Here is a 19,703-nt window from a genome sequence, read left to right as displayed (position 1 = left end):
AGCTGGAAAGTCCTCTCCGGGCAGTCGCGACAAATTTTGTAACAAGAGACTGCCAAGGCGTCCATCGTCGCCCTAGAATGGGCAGTCTTCATCGCACCCCGCTGCCATGAGCCGGCGCCCCCGGAAGAAAGCAGGACTGCTGGACCTCGCACTCGAAGCCCTTAAGCTCATCGAGGCGGACTCTATTTTTAGCGTTTGCGGCGGATGTACCTTCGCCCCCCTCTCCGACAAAACAAAAAGCGGAGAGCGCAGATGAGTCCGTATCGCACCTCTTCCCCACCTCGCAGCCGAGCAATCCACAGACCGCCCCGCGCAGCCCCCCTTCCAGCCAGGAAAGGCGACTCCCCATCAGGCTCGGTTTCCGCATTCTTGAGCGTGGTCCTGAAATGGGGAGCATTGCTGATCACCATCGGCGGATTGGTTCTGCATGTCGCGGGCTACTGCTTCCACACCGCCTATGACAAGGCCTGGGGGCTGGATGCCACGCTGTTTCCGAAATCCATCGAATGGGTGCAAATCAACGGCTATTACGTCGCACTGAACAGCCTCGTCGATCTCTACAACGGCCTCCTGCATGCCTGGTGGAAACTGGCGCAGTGGGGCGCTGCCATCGCAGTATTCAGCTATATCGGCGTCCTGCTCATATTGCACGGGAAAGAAAATCTCCCTCGCGACTTGCTCCGTCGCGGCTCACGAAAGCTCCCCAAATGGCTGCTCGCTCTGCTCCTCACGACAGGCTATAGCGCTTCCGTCTGCCTGTTGGTGCTCGCCGCCCCGATCGTGTTTGCGGTCGTACTCGTTCTTCCCGCCTCGCAAGGCGAGGCCTTGGGCAAAAAAATCGCAACGGTTCAAATCGCCTTATACCAAAGCGGCTGCGCCGATAAGGTTCCGGATCGGCGCTGCACCACTTTTCACAGCGAAGGTCCATCAGATCTGCGCGGCTTTTTAATCGACAGCTCGGAGACTCAGCTGGCCATCTTCATTCCAGAGACGAAGCAGATCCAGGTCATCGGGAGGGAGAAGGTCGAGATAGAGATGGAGGTAGAACATTCACCGGACTCGAAATAGACCGCCGCTCCCACTCCCTGCATCTCGAACAGACTAAGGTCGAGTACTACGTAGCAAAGTTCAGCAGTAATCGGGAGTCTCACTTCGGCGGAAAGGCTTATTGTTTCGACAGCCAGAGTGCAAAGCTATCCAGCAGCATCAGCCAAAGAAGATCACGCAACACACCAAAATAGTCAATCACCTTAATCAGCAAAAGATATCCACTTACCAAAGGAGGATCAACATGGACTTCATTGATCAAATAAGAATACTGGCCAACAAAATAGCAGAGACAAAGAATCTCATCCAGACAGAAGAGGCCACAAAGAACGCCATGGTCATGCCTCTAATAAGAAGTCTTGGCTACGATGTCTTTGACCCACTGGAGGTCACACCAGAACTAATCGCCGACATAGGAACAAAGAAAGGCGAGAAAGTCGATTACGCAATACTCAAAGACGGAAAACCGATAATTCTCTTTGAATGCAAGAAAGCTGGAGCCGACCTAGGAACAAACCAAGCCAGCCAACTTTTCAGATACTTTCACGTCACAGAAGCCCGATTCGGAATTCTAACAAACGGAATAATTTATAGGTTTTTTACAGACCTTGAACAGCCAAACAAAATGGACGAGAAGCCGTTCTTTGAGTTCAATATACTGGACTTCAAAGAACGCGACATCGAAGAGCTCAAAAAATTCGCCAAGATCGACTTTGATTTGGATGAAATCCTCACCACAGCAAATGACCTGAAGTACACGCGCGCAATACAAAACCGACTTTCTGAATGGATGACCAATCCATCTGAAGATTTTGTACGCTTGGTATCTTCTGACCTTTTAGGGTCCAAACGCTTCACACCCACAACAAAAGACCAGTTTACCGCAATAACGCGACGCGCATTTGAACAGCTCATCAGCGAGCGAATAAACGAACGCCTAAAAGGCGCGATGACACAAGAACAAACCAACACCCCAGAACCAATTTCACCCTCCTCGGATGAAGGCAAAAAATCTGCCACCGACATCATTACAACAGACGAGGAGATTGAGGCCTTCCACGCCGTTCGCGCAATTCTTCGCGAAACCGTTAATCCTTCCCGTATTGTCATGCGCGACGCCCAAAGCTATTGTGCGATTCTGCTGGACGACAACAACAGAAAACCTATCTGCCGTCTGAGATTCAACAACAGCCAAAAGCTAAAACTGGGCACATTCGACGAATCAAAGAAAGAGGAAATTTATTCACTGAACTGCGTTGACGACATATTCGGCTATACGGATAGATTCAAATCAACCGTTGCCTCTTACATTGCCGGAGAAATCACCGGCTCAAACGCTTAAAACAAATATCATAGAGGGGCAACTGGAGTCAGACATTTCCCGTATGCCCTCTTCCTGGCAAAAGCATCCCCCATGCCCTACACCCACGCCGCGCATTCCTCCGGCCACACCTTTCTGGCCATTCTCGGCATCGCGATGCTGGGCTTTGTCGCGTGGGAAGTTCTGATCCCTGAAGAGGACTTGGAGGCCACGGCCCCGACGCGGATTTCGGCGCCGCCACGCGAAGCGACTCGCGCTGAGCCGGAAGTCGATATCCCGCCTCCGCCGCCCCACGCGGAGCGCGCGCCAGGGACGAGGCTGTTCAAGTGCGTGAGCCGGGGCCGCGTCGGGTATTCGGATTCACCGTGTCCCGAGGGCGCGAAGACGATCGTCGTCGATGCAACGCCCGCCGCGCACGGGGTCGATCCGGTGCGCACGATGGCCAGGCCTTCGCTTCCCGAGCCCGCCCCGCGACCGGCGGGCGTGATCGCGGCTCGCCCGGCACCCGGTGCCGAAGCCTTGGCGCAGTGCCAGCGGATCGACGAGGAGGTCAGGCTCATCGATGCGCGGAGCCGGCAGTACCACACGAGCGAGGAAGGTGGCTGGCTCGCCGAGAAACGCCGCCAGGCGATGGACCGGCGCTACGCGCTGGGCTGCAACGGAGCGTAGCGGAAGCGGATCAGACGGGTCTGGGCGCGAAGTTCGTCGCAGACTTCCGGGCTGGGTCGGATTCGCTGAACGAGACGCTGAACGGTTTCCGAACGCACTGACGCGTCAGGCGTGGGTGTGGAAATCTGGATGCTCGATAACGCAGGACAGAGGAAAAGGCATGGACGCGGAAAACACTTACCAGGTCTTCGACTGGCTTTGGTCATCGGGTCAGCTCTCGGCGCGGGACATCGCCGAGCTGCCTTTGCTGGGCATCGAGTGGGTCATCAACCTGGCGCCACCGACTTCGTCGAACGCTCTGGAAGGCGAGGCAGAGAGGGTCAGCGCCCTGGGCATGGGCTATCTGCAGCTTCCGGTTCCGTGGACGGTTCCCGAGTCGCGTCACTTCGCGCAGTTTGCCGCCCTGCTCGGTGCGCTGAGCGGGCGACGCGTCTGGGTGCACTGCGCCCGGAACATGAGGGCTTCGACCTTCATCCACCTCTACCGTCTGCTCGTGCTGGGCGATAGCGAAGAGAAGGCCGGCTTCCCGATGCACCAGGTCTGGAAACCGGATGAGGTCTGGCAGACTTTCATCGACAAGGTCCGCGCTGAGCGCTGATTCGCCGCTCGCCCCGGCCTTGCCCGCATCACGGAATTGCAGCATTCCCCCCCGCCGGCCTCCGCAGCCCGTACTATCCGGTTTTGCCCATTTGAAAGCGCCAAGCCGCGAATGCCCACTGAAGTCAAAGAGAAGATCCTCCGCGCCGTCGTCGCGGCGGTGCAACTGCCCACGGTCAGCGATGTCGAGTTCGAAGCCTCGCTGGCCGAACTGCGCGAACTGGCCAAAACACTGGGTTTTCAGGTCGTCCGCAGCTTTATCCAGAAGCGGGCCAGCTTCGACACGACGGGCTACCTGGGCATAGGTAAACGGCAGGAGATCCACGCCTATGTGACGGGAGAAGCGGGGATCAGCGATACGGACGGCTCGCCGCTGTACGCCGACCCGGATGGCGGCGAGATCGATGTGATCTTGGTCGACCATGAGATCTCACCCTCGCAGGCGCGCAATCTCGAACTCGAAGCGGGCGCCGAGGTGATGGACCGGACCATGGTCATCCTCGAGATCTTCCATCGCAATGCGCGCTCGCGCGCGGCCAAGGCCCAGGTCGAGATCGCGCGTCTCGGCTACATGGCGCCGCGGCTGCGCGAAGCGGCCAAGCTCGCCGGCCCGCAAGGGCGACAGCGCAGCGGTGTCGGCGGCCGGGGCGCGGGAGAGTCGCACAGCGAGCTGGACCGGCGCAAGATCCGCGACCGGATCGCCGAGCTGCAGCTGGAGATCGTCGCAATGAGCGCCGAGCGCGAGACCCAGCGCGCGCGTCGCCAGGGACGGCAAAGCCTCGCCAGCGTCGCGCTGGTCGGCTACACGAACGCCGGAAAATCGACCCTGATGCGCGCGCTGACCGGCAGCGAAGTGCTGGTCGCCAACAAACTGTTCGCAACCTTGGACACGACCGTGCGCACGCTCTATCCGGAGAGCGTTCCGCGGGTGCTGGTCAGCGACACCGTCGGCTTCATCAAGAACCTGCCGCACGGGCTGGTCGCTTCATTCAAGTCGACGCTCGACGAAGCGCTGGACGCCTCGCTGCTGCTGCACGTGATCGACGCCAGCGACCCCGGTTTCGAGCGCCAGCTCGAAGTCACCGACAAGGTGCTCGCCGAGATCGGCGCGGACACGCTGCCCCGCCTGCGCGTCTTCAACAAGATCGACCATGTCGGCGACGAAGCCGCCCAGGCCGAGTGCGAAGCCACACTGCGCGCGCACTACCCGGACTGCGTGGTCATGAGTGCCCGCCGCCCGGAGGAAGTCGCGGCGCTGCACCAGAGGATCGTCGCCTTCTTCCAGAAGGATCTGGTCGAGGCCGAACTCTTGCTGCCCTGGTCCGCCCAGCAGTTCCGCAAGGAGCTCTATGCGGACTGCGCGGTGCTCGAAGAGCGTTCCGACGAGCAGGGCGCCTTCTTCCGCGTGCGCGGCGAACCCGCCACGATAGAACGGCTGCGCGAGCAGATCGGGAAAGCGGGCTGAGTCGCCGCGCACGGGCGGCGCGCAAGCGCGTATTGTGAACGCGCTGAAAACTATGTAGCCAGGGGCGAAAATGGACGCCGAGAACACCTACCAGGTTTTTGATGGACTGTGGTCGTCGGGCCAACTGACCGAGCGCGACATCGACTCACTACCCTCGCTGGGCGTCGAGGTCGTGATCAACCTCGCGCCACCGACCGCAGCGAGCGCGCTACCCGGCGAAGCTGAGAAGGTGACGCGGCGAGGCCTGAGCTATTTCCAGATTCCCGTCATCTGGGATGAGCCCAAGCCCGACCAGTTCGAACAGTTCGCGGCGCTACTCGATGCCTTCGCTCAGCGCAAGATCTGGGTGCACTGCGGTAAGAACATGCGGGCGGGAGTCTTCCTCTACCTCTATCGCCGCTTCGTCCTTGGCGAGGACGAGCAGGTGGCATCCTTCCCCTTGCGCGAGGTCTGGCAGCCCAATGTAGTCTGGCAGGCCTTCATCGACCGGGTTTCAGCCGCTCATTCCGGAGTCTGATCGCCGGCCAGGGTCAGGCTCATCCCCGGAACGGCCAGCGAGGCCTAACATGGCTGGCTTGCGGTCACAGCCCCATCCCATTTCCAGAAAAGTAAAACTCGCTGACCGTATTCAGTTCCTTGTCCTGATCGGTTTTTCCCCTTCCTGTTTCGGGTGCCGAATCCCCGCCTCGGCCGCCCGTTGCGGCTCAATCCGAGCCAGCCGAGCTTCTACCCTGCGTCCGCGAAGGCTTCTTCCGCGGCGTGCGCGGCTTCAATCCCTCCGCCATGGGGGACAAGCACTAGCGGGCAAGAGTCTGAGTTTCCCAAGTCCGGCCCGCTGCCCGTCCAAGGACGAGAATGCCGTGCGCATTTATCTGAAAAAGCCCGGTAGGATACCGTTTTCGCAAAACAGGAGCCGTTCATGGAATTCGCATCACGCAGCCGTGTCCCGTTGTTTGTGCTGGGCCTCGTCCTCGCGGCCGGCTTTCTGTACGGTCTGGCCGGCACGATCGGCTCGGGCAACGTCGGGGTCAGAACGACTCTGGGCGTGATCTCGGCCGATCCGGTCAGCCCGGGGATCTACCTCAAGTGGCCCTTCATCTCGTCGGTCGCCGAGTTCAGCTCCAAGGAAGTCGCGATCGACCTGAAGGATCTGACGCCCAAGGCCAAGGACAACCTGAGCCTGCGCGACGTCGATGTCAGCGTCTATTACAAGGTCGCCGATTCGCACATCCCGGCGCTGCAGACCAAGTATTCCGGGCAGTCGGCCCGCGACGAGCACACCGGCATCTGGATGCCCGCCGAAGGCGTCGTGCAGAGGGTCGTGCGCAACGCGGTCTATGAGGAAGTCGCGCGCGTCGACTCGCTGATCATGCACACGAAGCGCGAGGAGATGGCCGCCGCGATCCGCAGGAACGTCCAGGCCGAGCTAGAGCGCAACGATCCGCGCGTGTTCACGGTGACCCGGGTCGTGATCCGCTCGGTCGTGACCGATCCGTCGATCGAGGAATCGATACGCGCCGCGGTCGCGAATCAGAAGAAGCTCGAAGCGATGACGATCCAGACCGAGATCGCGAAGCGCGAAGCCGAGATCCGCGTCACCGAAGCCGAAGGCATCGCGAAAGCGAACCGGATCATCGCCGACAGCCTGACCCGCGAGTACCTGCAGCACGAAGCGAATCAGGCGCTGCTCAAATTCGCCGAGAAGGGCAACACGAACACCGTGGTCGTGCCGGCCAACATGGCGACCTCGCCGCTGATCAGCATCCCCGCGGGAAAGTGATCCCTTAGCCTTCGGAGCGGGGGGCGTCGCCCTGCTCTATTTGCCCAAATACCCTTCAAGGAATGCGGAGTCCTGCCGATGTAATCATCAAATCCACCAGAATCGTGCAGGAGGCTTTTGTGAACATCGACAGCGCAACCCCGGCCGGCCGTCCGGCCGCCCAGGAACTCAAGGTCGCCCAACCGACAGCCGGCGAGGTCGCCGATACGGCCCCGCTCAGCGACAAGAACGTCGCGGCGAACACGGCGCCCCAGGTCGAGCTCTCGCGCACCGCGAAACTGATGGCGAAGAACGATGCAGCGGCAACGGGCACAGTGCAGGCTCCCGGCACGACGGAGGCCGCAGGCTCGGCGAGTTCGGTGGCCGAGAAGATCCCGGTCAAGGAAGCCCAGTCCTTCGTCTATGGCGCGCTGGGCCTGGAACGCCCCGACGAAGCGCCCAAGAAAGAAGACGCGTTCTACACCGCCGGAAAATGGCTCTCCGCCGCCGGCACCGCGGGCATGGTCATCTCGCTGCTGGTCTGACGTGCCAAAAAGCGGCGCCCCGAAGCCACACCCGCTCGGCGCTATACGATACGAAACTGTTCGGTCAGTTTACGGGTCCGAGCCGCCAGTTCTTCGAGCTTTCGCGCTGAATCGGCAACCAGCGAAGCCGCAGTGCTGCCTGTTTCGGCATTGCGGGCCACGCTGTCGACCTGTTTGGTGATCTCCCTTGCGGCAACGGACTGCTCCCTGAGCGCATGGCTGATGTCGCTGACCGCTTGCAGCACACGCGTCGATCCGTCGAGGATCGTCGAAATCGAATTTCCGGCGAGCTGAGCCAGTTTGACCCCACTCGCGGCCTGAGCCACGCTTTGCTGCATTTCAAGAACAGCCCGCTGAGTGCAGTTCTGGATCTCTCCTATCATCGTGGCAATTTCGCCAGTCGCGTTGCTGGTTCTCTCAGCCAATAAGCGAACCTCGTCGGCAACCACCGCAAAACCACGCCCCTGCTCTCCTGCGCGTGCGGCCTCGATCGCTGCGTTGAGCGCCAGCAGGTTAGTTTGATCCGAAACCTCGCGAATCACGCTAACAATGCGCGAGATCTGCCCAGACAGCTTCTCAAGATCGGAAATGCTGCCCGCCGCCGTGTTGATCGCCGAGGAAATTTTCTGCATCTCGCAGCTCGCCTCGCCAATCACACGCCCCCCCTCGGTGGAGCTGTTCGATGCCTCCTGGGTTGCTCCAGCAGCGAGGTTGGCGCGGTCGTCCACCATGTCGATCGAAACCGAAAGCTCTTCGACAGCAGCCGCCATGTCCGAAGCAGTACTCGACTGCGATCCGGACACCTCGGCGCTCCTTGTTGCAGCGGAAACCAGATCCACCGAGGAGCGATCAAGCGCTTCGGCGTTCTGACGAATCGTCGCGATCAGCTCATGCAGCGTATTGCGCATCATCGCCACATCGCAGAGCAGCGCCCCCAACTCATCCTCACTGGCAGGCGGCAGAGCTTCCGTCAGCTTGCCTCGCGCAATGATCTGGGTCGCCTGACGGGCTGCCAGCAGACTGCTCAGGATGTAGCGCTGATTGATCAACGCAAAAAAGAACGTCGCCCCTCCTCCGAGCAGGATCAGCGCAAGCGCAAGCGCCGCACCGCGCCTGAACGCCTGGGCACTCTCGATAAAATCAGCCTCCGCCGCGCTGTTCTGGAAAGCTTTGAGCTTATCCATTGCCTCGTTCTGAGCAAGACGCGCTTTGCGAAGGTCACCTTTGATCAGTTCCCGGGCATCAACGGCTTGTCCATTCTCTATCTGCTTTAGTGCCTGACCGATGAGCATCCACATCGCTTCGCTTCGGGTCGCCTGAAGTCTAGCAAGTTCGCGCTCTTCGTCCGAAAGTCTGCTGGTCATGTAAAGCTGCCAGGCCTTCTCGACGTTAGCTCTGTTGCGCTCAATCTGGGCTTGCCGTCGGGCCAGAGCAGCATCGTCGCCAATCTCGCTCTCGGCCTCCATTAGCTCAATCAGAGTCGCCTGGCTCAGGTCATTGATCTCAGCGAAGCGTTGAATCGGTTGCATGCGACCCGACTGCATTTGGCCGAGCATGCGGGTCGCCTGGTGCCGGTCGTACATCCCATCGGCAGCCACCACCGCGATCATCAGCAAGGGGATCACCACCATTGCCCAGAGGCGGGTTGCGACATGGACTACAGGCAGCGACCAGCGTCGCACCTTTCCCGGCCTTCCCTCGTGAAGCCGAATGCTCCGGTCGGCGCGCATCTTCGCGTAGAGAGCTTCGGCAGCTTCCACCTCGTCGCGCCCAGGTTTCACTCTCACAGAGGAATAACCGTTCCCGTCTGGCAGCGGTGTCACGGTCGCACGCACCCAATAGAAGTCGCCGTTTTTGCGCCGGTTCTTGACCATGCCCGACCAGGGCCGGCCACGCTTGAGCGTGGCCCAGAGGTCGCGAAAAGCTTCCTGGGGCATGTCCGGATGGCGGACGAGATTGTGGGGTTTGCCAATCAACTCTTCTCGGAGGAACCCGGAAGCTTCGACGAACTCATCGTTGCAGGCCGAGATCAGTCCTTTGCGATCAGTTCTTGAAATGATCGCCGCCCCCTCTTTGAGGAGATACTCGTTCCTTGTCACTGGCTGGTTATCACGCATGGAAGCCTCGCAGGCGATCTACGGCACCAACGCTGATCCAGCTGGAGGGGATTGCTGATTCAGGAAGCGTCCCTAGCAGCCAGAAACCAAGGTTTCACTTTATTGCATGTCTCAATTTTCGAAAAGGAGAAGAGATCACTACGTGAGGACGGAGTCGGCACGCAGGCGCTTCATACGGAGCGGCGGCGCACAACGGAAAAGAAAAATCCGGAGCGCCGCAAGGGCGCTCCGGCGAAAGGTCGTCGCCCGGGGTAGGCGACGATGGGGGTCAGTACAAGGAACGATAGAGTTCGAGAATCTCCGACTCGCTCGCTTCGCGCGGGTTCCCCGGCGTGCAGACATCTTTGAAAGCGGCCTCGGCCAGCGCCGGAAGATCGGCTTCCTGCGCACCGATCTCGGCCAGGTGCTGCGGGATGCCGACGTCGAGCGCGAGTTCGCGCACCGCCGCGCAGGCCGCCATGCGGTATTCACTCTGGCTCATCGCTTCGGTTCCGGTCACGCCCATCGCGCGGGCGATGTCGCGATACTTCTCGCCGCTCGCTGGTGCGTTGAACTCCATCACGGTCGGCAGCAGCAGCGCGTTGGCGACGCCGTGCGGTGTGTCGTAGAAGGCGCCCAGCGGGTGAGCCATGCCGTGGACGAGGCCCAGGCCCACGTTCGAGAAACCCATGCCGGCGATGTACTGGGCGAGCCCCATCTTCTCGCGGGCGGCAGCGGACGCATGGAGCACCGAGGCCCGCAGATTGGCGGCGATCAGTTCGATCGCCTTGAGCGTGAACATGTCGCTCATCTCCCAGGCGCCGCGCGTGATGTAGCCTTCGATCGCGTGGGTCAGCGCGTCCATCCCGGTCGCCGCCGCTAGCGCTTTCGGCATCGAGGCCATCAGCCGGGAATCGACGATCGCCAGAGCCGGAATGTCGTGCGGGTCGACGCAGACGAACTTGCGGCGGTTCTCGGTATCGGTGATCACATAGTTGATCGTCACCTCCGCCGCCGTGCCGGCCGTGGTCGGCAGCGCGATCAGCGGCAGAGCCGGCTTCTTCGTCGGCGACAGGCCTTCGAGCGAACGGATGTCGGCATGCTCGGGGTTCGTCATCACGATACCGATCGCCTTCGCGGTATCGATCGCTGAACCGCCACCGACCGCGATCAGGAAATCGGCATCGGCCGCCTTGCAGGCAGCAACGCCCTGCTGGACGTTCTCTATCGTCGGGTTCGGCTTCACGTCGGAATAGAGGGTATAGGGAATCGCGGCCTGATTCAGGATCGCCTCGACCTTCTCGACCGGCCCGACCCCGATCAGCCCCTTGTCGGTGACCAGCAGCGCGCGCCGGTAGCCGCGCCGCGCGACCTCGTCGGGGATGACGCTGGCGCTCCCGGCGCCGAAATACGAACTCTCGTTGAGAACGATGCGTGCTGCCATGACTTTTCTCCTGTCCAGGCGATGGGTCTGCTGAAAAAATTCAGTGGGAGGAGACCTCCCGGATCGCCGTGCAGTCTGGTCGCCTGTGCGCTCATCCAATTTGTCCGGGAACAAAACTAAAGCGCTTAATCACCCCCCCTTCACCCGGCAGGAAGCCGACGCTATACTCGACCGTCATAAACCGCGCCGCCCCGCAAAAGGGAGGCATGGCATCCCTGCAGCACCTCCATCCCAGCGGTGAAGGACTCCATGACTCGCCGGAGACAGAATTACCGTGAATGATTTTTTCAGAAACCTGTTCAAGATCCGTACCAAGCGTCGCGCTCTGCCCACAGGCCCCCGGCCTCAGGTCGGCTCAACCATCGTCCGCAAATCGATGCGCATCCGGGTCACCCAACCCATCTCGCCCGACCTGTGGGACTGGCTGCTGCTGTCCGGGTGGCGGGTCAACACCTTCAAGAACGACCGTCGGCATTACCGTACGCTATCGGACGGCGTGCTCGTGCAACTGGCCGCCGCGACCCCCGAGCACCGCTCCGAGCTGCACTCGCGGCTCGTCGAGCGCAGCGCCTGAAGCAGCACAGCCCGAAAACCGCGGAAAGGCTTCGCCTCAGCGCTGGCTCGCGGCCGCGGAAGGCGGGATATCGACCATCTGCAGATCGACGCCGGGCGGACAAGGACGATCCGAGAATCTGGGCAGGTGCCCTATCCTGATGCAGGTGTAGACGATTCGTGCCGGAGCAGGAATCGGCGCCGAAGAAACAGGGGCAGGCGCAGACCGGACGGGCGCCTGGGGTCCGACGCGCGGCGCGGGCAGGCCGATCCAGACCAGCCAGGCGGCCAGCGCCGCCGCACCGAGCGCGAGCGCCAGCCGGACTCCCGGTCGGGACAAACGCTGGATCAGGGCGGCACGCATCGTCATGAGGCAAAAGGATAGCGCGCCCGGCAGGACTCGAGCACTCCTTCGCGCAAGAACCCGAATCCCGCAGAACAGCGGATCGTGACGCTTCAGTCGTCGGCGACGACCGGCGCCGGAGCGGGGGCATCGTCAAACCACTCGGCGGGATAGAGGCGGCGCACGCAGCGGTAGATCAGGGAGTGGCAGAGGCCGCCGACCACGGCGCCAAGCAGCACTTCGGCAATCCGGGACAGCGCCGTCATCTCCGAAGTGAGGTGTTCCGAGCCGGTCAGCAGCACCAGCGGGCAGGTCCACAGACAGACGCGCAGCACCGGTCGCCCTTTCGCGATCACGGCGCAGATCCCGACTGCGACGGCGAGCTGGATCGAGACCGGGACGCCCGCCAGCGCGAAGAGGCGATGGATGATCAGCGCGACCAGCGCACCGATCACGGTGCCGGTGATCCGGCCCGCGACATGGGTGTGGGTCGCTTTGATCTTCTCCTGAGAGACGATCAACGCCGACATCGACGCCCAGACCGTGTGGTCCAGACGCATCAGATCGGACAGCAGACAGGCGAGCGCAGCCGAAGCCGCGCAGCGGACGACGAACCAGATCAGCTCGTGAAGCTGCCGGTCCCGGGGGGAGAAGAGACTCATGGTCTTGATGCGCAAAAGGGGGAGACGCTGACAAGTCTACGCCGCTGCGCGAGAGCCGCCGAGTCCGTTCCGCGAGCACAGAGCCGCAAACTCGTTCATCCCATTTTTTCATGGATGGCGCGACGGGCCGGAGATCGCATGGCTGCGTCGACTCGGCCTTCCCCGTACAGAAACTCTGAGGCGATACGCGCAGAACTGGATGCATTGGCACGCCGGGCTCGGAACCGTTATGATAACGATTCTCATTATCACAAACACCCGATCGGCGAACTCTCCTGCTGCCGGCTCGGGTCTGCCGTGGAGTTCTGATGCCCCAATCCCTTCCCGAAGGCCTGCGCCTGCGTCCCTGCGTTTGCGCCATCTGCGCCCTTTTCGCTTTACCTGTCAGCGCCAACGAATCCACCGACTCGCACGACGTCGCGACCATCACCGTCACCGCCCAAAGCGAGGCAAACCGGTCCTACACGGCACGCTCCAGCAGTACGGCAACCGGACTCGATCTGAGCTTGCGTGAAACGCCTCAGGCGGTCTCCGTGATCACGCGCAGCTTGATGGACGACTTCGCGCTGACCAACATCAACAGCGCACTGTCGATGTCCTCGGCGGTGATCGTCGAAAAGGTCGAGACCGATCGCACCTACTACACGGCGCGCGGTTTCGACGTCACAAATTTCCAGACCGATGGGCTGGGCATGCCCTTCGCAAACGGCAATGTCGTCGGCGACATCGACACCGCGATCTATGAGCGAGTCGACGCCGTCTATGGCGCGAATGGCCTGATCTCCGGTACGGGTTACCCGTCGGCGACGGTCAACCTGATCCGCAAGCGGCCGACCGCAAAAACCAATGCATCTTTGGGCGCGAGCCTGGGCTCCTGGAACACCCGGAGACTGGACGCAGACGTGAGCGGTTCGCTGCTCGACAAACCGTCCTTGCGCGCACGCCTGGTCAGCGCATACGAGAGCGGCGATTCCTATCTTGACCGGCACAGCCATGAGAAGAGCGTCTTCTATGGCATCGTCGAGGCGGATCTCGACGCGGCGACAACACTGGCGCTCGGAACCAGCTACCAATCCAACCGCAGCAAAGGGCCAAGCTGGGGCGGCATTCCACTGCTCTACAGCGATGGCAGCGCGACCGACTACCCGACCTCAACCAGCACGGCAACGGACTGGGCTTACTGGAACTCCCAGACCCAAAGCAGTTTTGCCGAGCTGAGCCATCAGCTGGCTGCCGGTTGGCAACTGCGCGCGGTATTGACCCACAACGAATACTCAAGCCAGGGCAAGCTCTTCTATGCCTATGGAAGCCCCGACAAAGACACCGGCCTTGGGCTCTACGCTTACCCCTCGCGCTACGACATGGCCAATAGCCAGAACATCGGTGATCTACAGCTGACTGGGCACTTCGCACTGTTCGGTCGCACTCATGAACTGAGCGCGGGGCTCAACTGGTCGCGCTCAGCCCTGAGCGACCTTTCGCGCTACGGCCAAGGCATAGGAACAGCCCTGCCCTCGCTGAATGGATGGAACGGTGCCTACGCCGAACCCAGTTTCGACGCGTCCACTGCGGGCAGCAGCTTCATCTACCACCAGCGCAGCGCCTATGTCGCCGGCCGCCTGCGCGCGACCGATTCGCTCCAGCTGATCGCGGGTGCGCGGGCAACGAAGGCCGAAACCTGGGGCCAGTCTTACGGCGTCGACCACGCGAGCTCGGGCAGCCGGCTTACGCCCTACCTTGGCCTGGTTCAGGACTTGAACGCCGAACTGTCGGTCTATGCCAGCTATGCCGGAATTTTCACTCCACAGTACCAGCTCGACGCTTCCGGATCTGCGCTCGATCCAGTCAAGGGCCGGAACCTCGAACTGGGGCTCAAGGGCGAGTTCCTCGACAAGCGGCTGAATAGCTCGTTGGCCTTGTTCCAGAGCCAGCAAAAAAACCTGGCCGAATCGGCCGGGTTGAATCCAAACGGCGACACCTATTACCGCGGCATCGACGCCCGCTCGCACGGTGTGCAGTTTGACGTCAGCGGCCAACTGAGCTCCCGGCTGCAGGCCAACTTCGGCTACACCTGGCTGGCCATTCACGGCGATGACGGAGCTGACGTGCGCACCTATACGCCGCGGCGTCTGCTGCGCCTGAGCGGAAACTACCGCGTGCCGCTCATCGATGCGCTGAAACTGGGCGCCAGCCTCAGCCGGCAATCCGAGACGACAGCCCAAGCGAGCGCGGGCACTGTTCGCCAGCCGGCCTACACCCTGCTCAACTTGATGGCCCACTACGACCTCAGCCGGCAGCTCTCGCTGAGCGCCCAGCTAGAAAACGTGACCAACAAGAAATATCTGGCGAGCATGTACTGGGCGAGCACCGGCCAGGGCTATTACGGCGCATCGCGCAACGGTAGCGTCGCGATGAACTGGAAGTTCTGACGGAAGCAAAGCGATGCGTCCCTTGCTCGTGCGCCTGCACCGCTGGTTCGGCCTGACGGCGGCGGTCTTTCTCTTCGTCTCTGGACTGACGGGATCGATCATCGCCTGGAATCATGAGATCGATGCCTGGCTCAACCCTGGCTTCTTCACGGCACCGACAACGGGGCCCCTGCTGTCCGCCGCTGAGCTGGCGGCAAGGCTGGAGAAGGCCGAGCCACGGCTGCGGGTGCGCTATCTACCTCTGGCCGTCGAGCCGGGTAAGGCGCTGCTTGTCTATGTCGAAGCCCGGCCGGATCCCCAAACGGGGATCCCCCATCCGCTCGCTTACAGTCAGGTCGCGCTGGATCCGGTCAGCGGCGCGGTGCTCGGCCGCCGCGACTGGGGCAAGTTCTCTCTGGCACGAGAGAACCTGCTGCCCTTTCTCTACAAACTACACTACTCGCTGCACCTACCCACGGTGGCAGGCAGGGAAACGGGCACGCTGTTCATGGGGGGGCTGGCGATCGCCTGGGTCATAGACTGCTTTGTCGCGCTTTGGATCTCGTTTCCAAGTCTGCGCAGCTGGCGACAGAGTTTTGCTTTTCGCTGGAAGGCCGGAGGCTACCGATTCAAGTTCGATCTGCACCGCTCTGGCGGGGTCTGGCTCTTCCCACTGTTGCTGGTACTGGCCGCCAGCTCGGTCGCAATGAATCTGCGTGATCCGGTCGCCCGCCCCTTCGTATCGCTGTTCTCCAAACTGAGTCCCTCCCCCTTCGAAGTGGCGGCACGCCAGCGTACCCAGCCTCCGGGGCCGGCGATGCTGGGCTACGCCGCGATAGAGGTACGGGCACGACAGGAAGCTGAGCGGCGCGGCTGGCGCCGTCCTCCGGGAGGCATCTTCGCCGCGTCTCAGGCTGGCCTGTATGGCGTCGGCTTCTTCGCCCCTGGGGAGGAAGGCAGCCTTGGCACCCCGTGGCTCTATTTCGACGCCAATGACGGGCGCCTGCTCGCAAGCGAAATCCCCGGCCAGGGGACTCGCGGCGACCTGGTTCTGCAGGCAATGTACCCTCTGCACTCCGGTCGCATCCTCGGAATTCCGGGACGTATCCTGGTCTCGGTCTGCGGGCTCGCGGTGGCAGGGCTCAGCCTGACCGGCCTGGTCATCTGGGCACGAAAACGCCGCGCGCGACAGAGCAAAGCGCTGAAGGCACGCTTGGTCTGACCCTTTGCTCGCAGACGGCAAAGAGCCCGCCTTGCGGCGGGCTCTTTGATGGCCGGACGCGCTTCGCTCAGCGCGTGATCGGCTTGTAGCGGATCCGGTGCGGCTTCGCGCCTTCCTCGCCGAGGCGCTTCTTCTTGTCCTCTTCGTACTCGTGGTAGTTGCCGTTGAAGAAGGTCCACTGCGAATCGCCTTCGCAGGCGAGGATGTGGGTCGCAATGCGGTCGAGGAACCAGCGATCGTGGGACGTGACCAGCACGCAGCCCGAGAATTCGAGCAGTGCGTCTTCGAGCGCGCGCAGCGTCTCGACGTCGAGGTCGTTCGACGGTTCGTCGAGCAGCAGCACGTTGGCGCCGGCGATCAGCGTCTTCGCCAGGTGCAGACGCCCGCGCTCGCCGCCGGACAGGTTGCCGACGATCTTCTGCTGGTCGCCGCCCTTGAAGTTGAAGCGTCCGATATAGGCTCGGCTGGGCATCTCGAAGCGTCCGACCGTCAGGATGTCGGCGCCGTCGGCGATGGCTTCGAACACGGTCTTCTCCGGATCCAGGCCTTCGCGGCTCTGGTCGACGGCGGCGAGCTTGACGGTCGGCCCGATCACGACTTCGCCGGAGTCGGGAGCTTCCTTGCCCATGATCATCTTGAACAGCGTCGACTTACCGGCGCCGTTCGGGCCGATCACGCCGACGATCGCGCCGGGCGGAACCGTGAAGGACAGGTTGTCGATCAGCAGCCGGTCGCCGAAGCCCTTCGAGACTCCGTTGAACTCGATGACCTTGTCGCCGAGGCGCTCGCCGGGCGGAATGAAGATCTCGTGGGTCTCGTTGCGCTTCTGGTACTCGACCGAGCTCATCTCCTCGTAGCGGGCCAGACGCGCCTTGCTCTTGGCCTGGCGCGCCTTCGGGTTGCCGCGCACCCATTCGAGTTCGGTCGCCAACGCTTTCTGCCGCGCCGATTCGCTCGACTCTTCCTGCTTGAGCCGCGCGCCCTTCTGGTCCAGCCAGGACGAATAGTTGCCCTTCCACGGGATGCCCTGGCCGCGGTCCAGTTCGAGGATCCATTCGGCGGCGTTGTCGAGGAAGTAGCGATCGTGGGTCACCGCGACGACGGTGCCCGGGAAGCGGACCAGGAACTGTTCCAGCCATTCGACCGATTCAGCGTCGAGGTGGTTGGTCGGCTCGTCGAGCAGCAGCATGTCGGGGCGCGAGAGCAGCAGCTTCGCGAGCGCGACGCGGCGCTTCTCGCCCCCGGACAGAGGCGCGATCTTCGCGTCCCAGGGCGGCAGGCGCAGCGCGTCGGCGGCGATCTCGAGCTGGGTTTCGAGGTCGGCGCCCGAAGTCGAGATGATGTTCTCGTACTTGGCCTGAAGCTCGGCGAGCTTGTCGAAGTCGGCATCGGGCTCAGCGTAGGCCGCATAGACCTCTTCGAGCTTCTGCTTCGCTTCCATGACTTCGCCTAGGCCGGATTCGACTTCCTCGCGGACCGTCTTTTCGGGATCGAGCAGGGGCTCCTGGGGCAGATAGCCGATCGAGATGTTCGGTTGCCACTGCACCTCGCCGTCGTATTCCTGGTCGGCGCCGGCCATGATCTTCAGCACCGTCGACTTGCCTGAGCCGTTCAGGCCCAGCAGGCCGATCTTCGCGCCGGGGAAGAAGGAGAGGGAGATGTCCTTGATGATCTGACGCTTGGGCGGAACGGTCTTGTTCACGCGCAGCATAGACATGACGTACTGAGCCATAGATAAAGCTTTCGCAGTGGATTCGGGAATGGGCGAGAGCTTACCGGAGCGCGGGGCTGGCGGGCATCTGTGGCGGCACAATTTTTGCTGGCTCGGCGAGACAGCGCACGACGCCCTCGGCAACCGCGGCGGCGACCACCGCGCGGCCTTCGGGCCTGGCCAAACGACGCTCGTCGGCACGGTTGACGAGGACTCCGACTTCGAGCAACACCGCCCTCTGGCGTGCGCTGCGCAAGACCGCGAGGCCATCGTAGGCGTGGACGCCGTTCGCCTCGTCGAGGAAGAGCCGGGATTCACCGAGATCCGGATCGGCGTGATAGCGCGAAGGGGCGAGCCCCCGGCCGCGCAGCGCCTCGCCGATCGCCGACGCGCAGACAAGGCTGCCCGGGAGGTCGGGATTCTCGTGCGAGACGAAGAGCGCAAAACCCGAAAAGCGGTCGCTGTAGAGAAGGCTGCGCCCCTCGTAACGCCAGCTCTGCAGCAGATCGGCGTGGACCGAATCGTGGTGTATCGACAGGAAAAGCGCCTGATCCGGCGCCATGGCCGTGCGCGCGCGCAGCACCGCCGCATCGCCGCCGGCCCCGATCAGATCGACCGTGCAGCCGCGCGCACGCAGCGCTGTGCGGATCGCGACGGCCTGAGCGAGGTTGAACGAGAACTCGGTCCGCCCGCGGGCGCTCGTCGCTCCGGGCTTCTCGCGGAAGTGGCCGACATCGAGCGCGACCGAGCAGTCCGCCTGCGCCGCGAGGGGCTGCAAAGCCAGAAGCGGTAAGAACAGGATCCGGCCAATTTTGCGCGCGACCCGAGCAATCCCCCTGCCCGGGCCGCTGGGCCTTATAATTGCTTGTTTTGTCATGGATTCTGCTGCTGTGGAAGAGATACTCTCTGGGGAAGACAAGCCGGCTCTCTCCAACACATTCCTGCGCCTGAAAAAATACCTCGAACGCAAGGTTGGCCAAGCGATTGGCGACTTCAACATGATAGAGGACGGCGATGTTGTGATGGTGTGCTGCTCGGGCGGCAAGGATTCCTATTCTCTGCTGTCGCTGCTGCTGGCGATGCGCGAGAAAGCGCCGATCGATTTCCGCATCGTCGCGATGAACCTCGACCAGAAGCAGCCCGGTTTCCCGGCCGACGTGCTGCCGGCCTATTTTGAGAAGCTCGGCGTCGAATACCGGATCGTCGAGGAAGACACCTATTCGATCGTCAAGGCCAAGATCCCCGAAGGCAAGACCACCTGCTCGCTGTGCTCGCGGCTGCGCCGCGGCGTCATCTACCGGGTCGCCCGCGAGATCGGCGCGACCAAGATCGCGCTGGGCCATCACCGCGACGACATGCTGGAAACGCTGTTCCTGAACATGTTCTTCGGCGGCCGGATCAAGTCGATGCCGCCCAAGCTGGGCAGCGACGACGGCCAGAACATCGTGATCCGCCCTCTGGCCTATTGCAGCGAGCGCGACATTACCCGCTACGCAAACGCGCTGGAATTCCCTATCATTCCATGCAACCTGTGTGGCTCCCAGGAAAACGCGCAACGAAAGCAGATCAAGGCGATGCTCAACGACTGGGATCAGCGCTTCCCCGGACGTATCCTGTCGCTGAGCCGGTCGCTGACCCACATCGTGCCGTCCCACCTGCAGGATCAGCAGCTTTTCGACTTCAAGGGACTCAAGCGCGGCGATGCGGGCGGCGACCTGGCCTTCGATCACGACGAGATGCCCGCACAGGCTTCGACGATCCCGATCGCCGAGATAGGCCGCGGCGGCAGCGCGGATTTCGATTCCCCCGAGGCCAGCTGAAAGCTATCCTGATAGCGACGCTGCCACTCCGTTCATTGTTTG

The 19,703-nt window shown here is 62.2% G+C and carries 18 protein-coding genes; 12 read left to right on the top strand and 6 right to left on the bottom strand.

Annotation, left to right across the window (positions count from 1 at the left end):
- The first annotated feature begins 369 nt into the window (after nucleotides 1–369).
- The 8 genes from ACHFB9_RS01675 (at nucleotide 370) to ACHFB9_RS01640 (ending at nucleotide 7,403) form a co-directional block, all read left to right on the top strand.
- Nucleotides 370–1,068 (top strand): hypothetical protein, encoded by a 699-nt coding sequence (locus ACHFB9_RS01675; protein ID WP_417069247.1) that lies wholly within the window; start codon nucleotides 370–372, stop codon nucleotides 1,066–1,068.
- Between the two features lie 223 nt (nucleotides 1,069–1,291).
- Nucleotides 1,292–2,389, top strand: coding sequence for a type I restriction endonuclease (locus tag ACHFB9_RS01670; protein ID WP_417069246.1), 1,098 nt, complete (start codon nucleotides 1,292–1,294; stop codon nucleotides 2,387–2,389).
- Between the two features lie 72 nt (nucleotides 2,390–2,461).
- Nucleotides 2,462–3,037: a hypothetical protein gene (locus ACHFB9_RS01665; protein WP_417069245.1), complete on the top strand. Its 576-nt coding sequence runs from the start codon at nucleotides 2,462–2,464 to the stop codon at nucleotides 3,035–3,037.
- 160 nt (nucleotides 3,038–3,197) lie between these two features.
- On the top strand, nucleotides 3,198–3,635 hold the full coding sequence (locus ACHFB9_RS01660; protein WP_417069244.1) for a protein tyrosine phosphatase family protein: 438 nt from the start codon (nucleotides 3,198–3,200) through the stop codon (nucleotides 3,633–3,635).
- Between the two features lie 111 nt (nucleotides 3,636–3,746).
- Entirely contained in the window at nucleotides 3,747–5,099 is a 1,353-nt protein-coding gene (gene hflX, locus ACHFB9_RS01655) for a GTPase HflX (protein ID WP_417069243.1), read from the top strand.
- A 70-nt stretch (nucleotides 5,100–5,169) separates the two neighbouring features.
- Nucleotides 5,170–5,616: a protein tyrosine phosphatase family protein gene (locus ACHFB9_RS01650; RefSeq protein ID WP_417069242.1), complete on the top strand. Its 447-nt coding sequence runs from the start codon at nucleotides 5,170–5,172 to the stop codon at nucleotides 5,614–5,616.
- Between the two features lie 402 nt (nucleotides 5,617–6,018).
- On the top strand, nucleotides 6,019–6,879 hold the full coding sequence (locus ACHFB9_RS01645; protein WP_417069241.1) for an SPFH domain-containing protein: 861 nt from the start codon (nucleotides 6,019–6,021) through the stop codon (nucleotides 6,877–6,879).
- A 119-nt stretch (nucleotides 6,880–6,998) separates the two neighbouring features.
- The gene (locus ACHFB9_RS01640; protein ID WP_417069240.1) at nucleotides 6,999–7,403 is read left to right on the top strand and encodes a hypothetical protein; all 405 of its coding nucleotides are present in this window, start codon (nucleotides 6,999–7,001) and stop codon (nucleotides 7,401–7,403) included.
- A gap of 41 nt (nucleotides 7,404–7,444) precedes the next feature.
- On the opposite strand, the gene ACHFB9_RS01635 is transcribed toward ACHFB9_RS01640, so the two are convergent.
- Both ACHFB9_RS01635 and fucO read right to left on the bottom strand, forming a co-directional pair.
- Entirely contained in the window at nucleotides 7,445–9,520 is a 2,076-nt protein-coding gene (locus ACHFB9_RS01635; protein ID WP_417069239.1) for a PAS domain-containing methyl-accepting chemotaxis protein, read from the bottom strand.
- A 268-nt stretch (nucleotides 9,521–9,788) separates the two neighbouring features.
- Nucleotides 9,789–10,943 (bottom strand): lactaldehyde reductase, encoded by a 1,155-nt coding sequence (fucO, locus tag ACHFB9_RS01630; RefSeq protein ID WP_417069238.1) that lies wholly within the window; start codon nucleotides 10,941–10,943, stop codon nucleotides 9,789–9,791.
- 274 nt (nucleotides 10,944–11,217) lie between these two features.
- Between fucO and ACHFB9_RS01625 the strand changes: the two genes are divergently transcribed.
- The gene (locus tag ACHFB9_RS01625) at nucleotides 11,218–11,517 is read left to right on the top strand and encodes a hypothetical protein (RefSeq protein ID WP_417069237.1); all 300 of its coding nucleotides are present in this window, start codon (nucleotides 11,218–11,220) and stop codon (nucleotides 11,515–11,517) included.
- A gap of 36 nt (nucleotides 11,518–11,553) precedes the next feature.
- Here ACHFB9_RS01625 and ACHFB9_RS01620 read toward each other — a convergent pair whose 3' ends face one another.
- The gene (locus ACHFB9_RS01620; protein WP_417069236.1) at nucleotides 11,554–11,865 is read right to left on the bottom strand and encodes a hypothetical protein; all 312 of its coding nucleotides are present in this window, start codon (nucleotides 11,863–11,865) and stop codon (nucleotides 11,554–11,556) included.
- Nucleotides 11,866–11,951: 86 nt separating this feature from the next.
- Nucleotides 11,952–12,500, bottom strand: coding sequence for an FUSC family protein (locus ACHFB9_RS01615; protein WP_417069235.1), 549 nt, complete (start codon nucleotides 12,498–12,500; stop codon nucleotides 11,952–11,954).
- A gap of 308 nt (nucleotides 12,501–12,808) precedes the next feature.
- Between ACHFB9_RS01615 and ACHFB9_RS01610 the strand changes: the two genes are divergently transcribed.
- Both ACHFB9_RS01610 and ACHFB9_RS01605 read left to right on the top strand, forming a co-directional pair.
- A complete protein-coding gene (locus tag ACHFB9_RS01610; protein WP_417069234.1) occupies nucleotides 12,809–14,929 on the top strand; it encodes a TonB-dependent siderophore receptor in 2,121 nt (706 codons plus the stop codon).
- Nucleotides 14,930–14,942: 13 nt separating this feature from the next.
- Nucleotides 14,943–16,130, top strand: coding sequence for a PepSY-associated TM helix domain-containing protein (locus tag ACHFB9_RS01605; protein WP_417069233.1), 1,188 nt, complete (start codon nucleotides 14,943–14,945; stop codon nucleotides 16,128–16,130).
- Nucleotides 16,131–16,197: 67 nt separating this feature from the next.
- Here the strand turns inward: ACHFB9_RS01605 and ettA are convergent, their stop codons facing one another.
- Both ettA and ACHFB9_RS01595 read right to left on the bottom strand, forming a co-directional pair.
- Nucleotides 16,198–17,862, bottom strand: a complete 1,665-nt coding sequence (gene ettA, locus ACHFB9_RS01600) for an energy-dependent translational throttle protein EttA (RefSeq protein WP_417069232.1) — start codon at nucleotides 17,860–17,862, stop codon at nucleotides 16,198–16,200.
- Between the two features lie 40 nt (nucleotides 17,863–17,902).
- Complete coding sequence (locus ACHFB9_RS01595; protein ID WP_417069231.1) at nucleotides 17,903–18,619, bottom strand: N-acetylmuramoyl-L-alanine amidase; 717 nt, start codon at nucleotides 18,617–18,619, stop codon at nucleotides 17,903–17,905.
- Nucleotides 18,620–18,716: 97 nt separating this feature from the next.
- Here ACHFB9_RS01595 and ttcA point away from each other — a divergent pair, with 97 nt between their 5' ends.
- The gene (gene ttcA, locus ACHFB9_RS01590) at nucleotides 18,717–19,661 is read left to right on the top strand and encodes a tRNA 2-thiocytidine(32) synthetase TtcA (protein WP_417069230.1); all 945 of its coding nucleotides are present in this window, start codon (nucleotides 18,717–18,719) and stop codon (nucleotides 19,659–19,661) included.
- Nucleotides 19,662–19,703 lie beyond the last annotated feature (42 nt).

The organism is Niveibacterium terrae (assembly GCF_048213115.1).
Taxonomy (GTDB): domain Bacteria; phylum Pseudomonadota; class Gammaproteobacteria; order Burkholderiales; family Rhodocyclaceae; genus Niveibacterium; species Niveibacterium terrae.
Note: the sequence above shows the minus strand (reverse complement) of the source record. Positions and strands in the feature narration are given on the sequence as shown.

Excerpts from the sequence above, each read along its gene's own strand:
- ettA (WP_417069232.1), bottom strand. The coding sequence starts at position 17,862 with ATGGCTCAGTACGTCATGTCTATGCTGCGCGTGAACAAGACCGTTCCG.
- ACHFB9_RS01645 (WP_417069241.1), top strand. The coding sequence starts at position 6,019 with ATGGAATTCGCATCACGCAGCCGTGTCCCGTTGTTTGTGCTGGGCCTC.
- ttcA (WP_417069230.1), top strand. The coding sequence starts at position 18,717 with ATGGATTCTGCTGCTGTGGAAGAGATACTCTCTGGGGAAGACAAGCCG.
- ACHFB9_RS01610 (WP_417069234.1), top strand. The coding sequence starts at position 12,809 with ATGCCCCAATCCCTTCCCGAAGGCCTGCGCCTGCGTCCCTGCGTTTGC.
- ACHFB9_RS01605 (WP_417069233.1), top strand. The coding sequence starts at position 14,943 with ATGCGTCCCTTGCTCGTGCGCCTGCACCGCTGGTTCGGCCTGACGGCG.
- ACHFB9_RS01635 (WP_417069239.1), bottom strand. The coding sequence starts at position 9,520 with ATGCGTGATAACCAGCCAGTGACAAGGAACGAGTATCTCCTCAAAGAG.
- ACHFB9_RS01650 (WP_417069242.1), top strand. The coding sequence starts at position 5,170 with ATGGACGCCGAGAACACCTACCAGGTTTTTGATGGACTGTGGTCGTCG.
- hflX (WP_417069243.1), top strand. The coding sequence starts at position 3,747 with ATGCCCACTGAAGTCAAAGAGAAGATCCTCCGCGCCGTCGTCGCGGCG.
- ACHFB9_RS01670 (WP_417069246.1), top strand. The coding sequence starts at position 1,292 with ATGGACTTCATTGATCAAATAAGAATACTGGCCAACAAAATAGCAGAG.
- ACHFB9_RS01665 (WP_417069245.1), top strand. The coding sequence starts at position 2,462 with ATGCCCTACACCCACGCCGCGCATTCCTCCGGCCACACCTTTCTGGCC.
- ACHFB9_RS01660 (WP_417069244.1), top strand. The coding sequence starts at position 3,198 with ATGGACGCGGAAAACACTTACCAGGTCTTCGACTGGCTTTGGTCATCG.
- ACHFB9_RS01615 (WP_417069235.1), bottom strand. The coding sequence starts at position 12,500 with ATGAGTCTCTTCTCCCCCCGGGACCGGCAGCTTCACGAGCTGATCTGG.
- ACHFB9_RS01620 (WP_417069236.1), bottom strand. The coding sequence starts at position 11,865 with ATGACGATGCGTGCCGCCCTGATCCAGCGTTTGTCCCGACCGGGAGTC.
- fucO (WP_417069238.1), bottom strand. The coding sequence starts at position 10,943 with ATGGCAGCACGCATCGTTCTCAACGAGAGTTCGTATTTCGGCGCCGGG.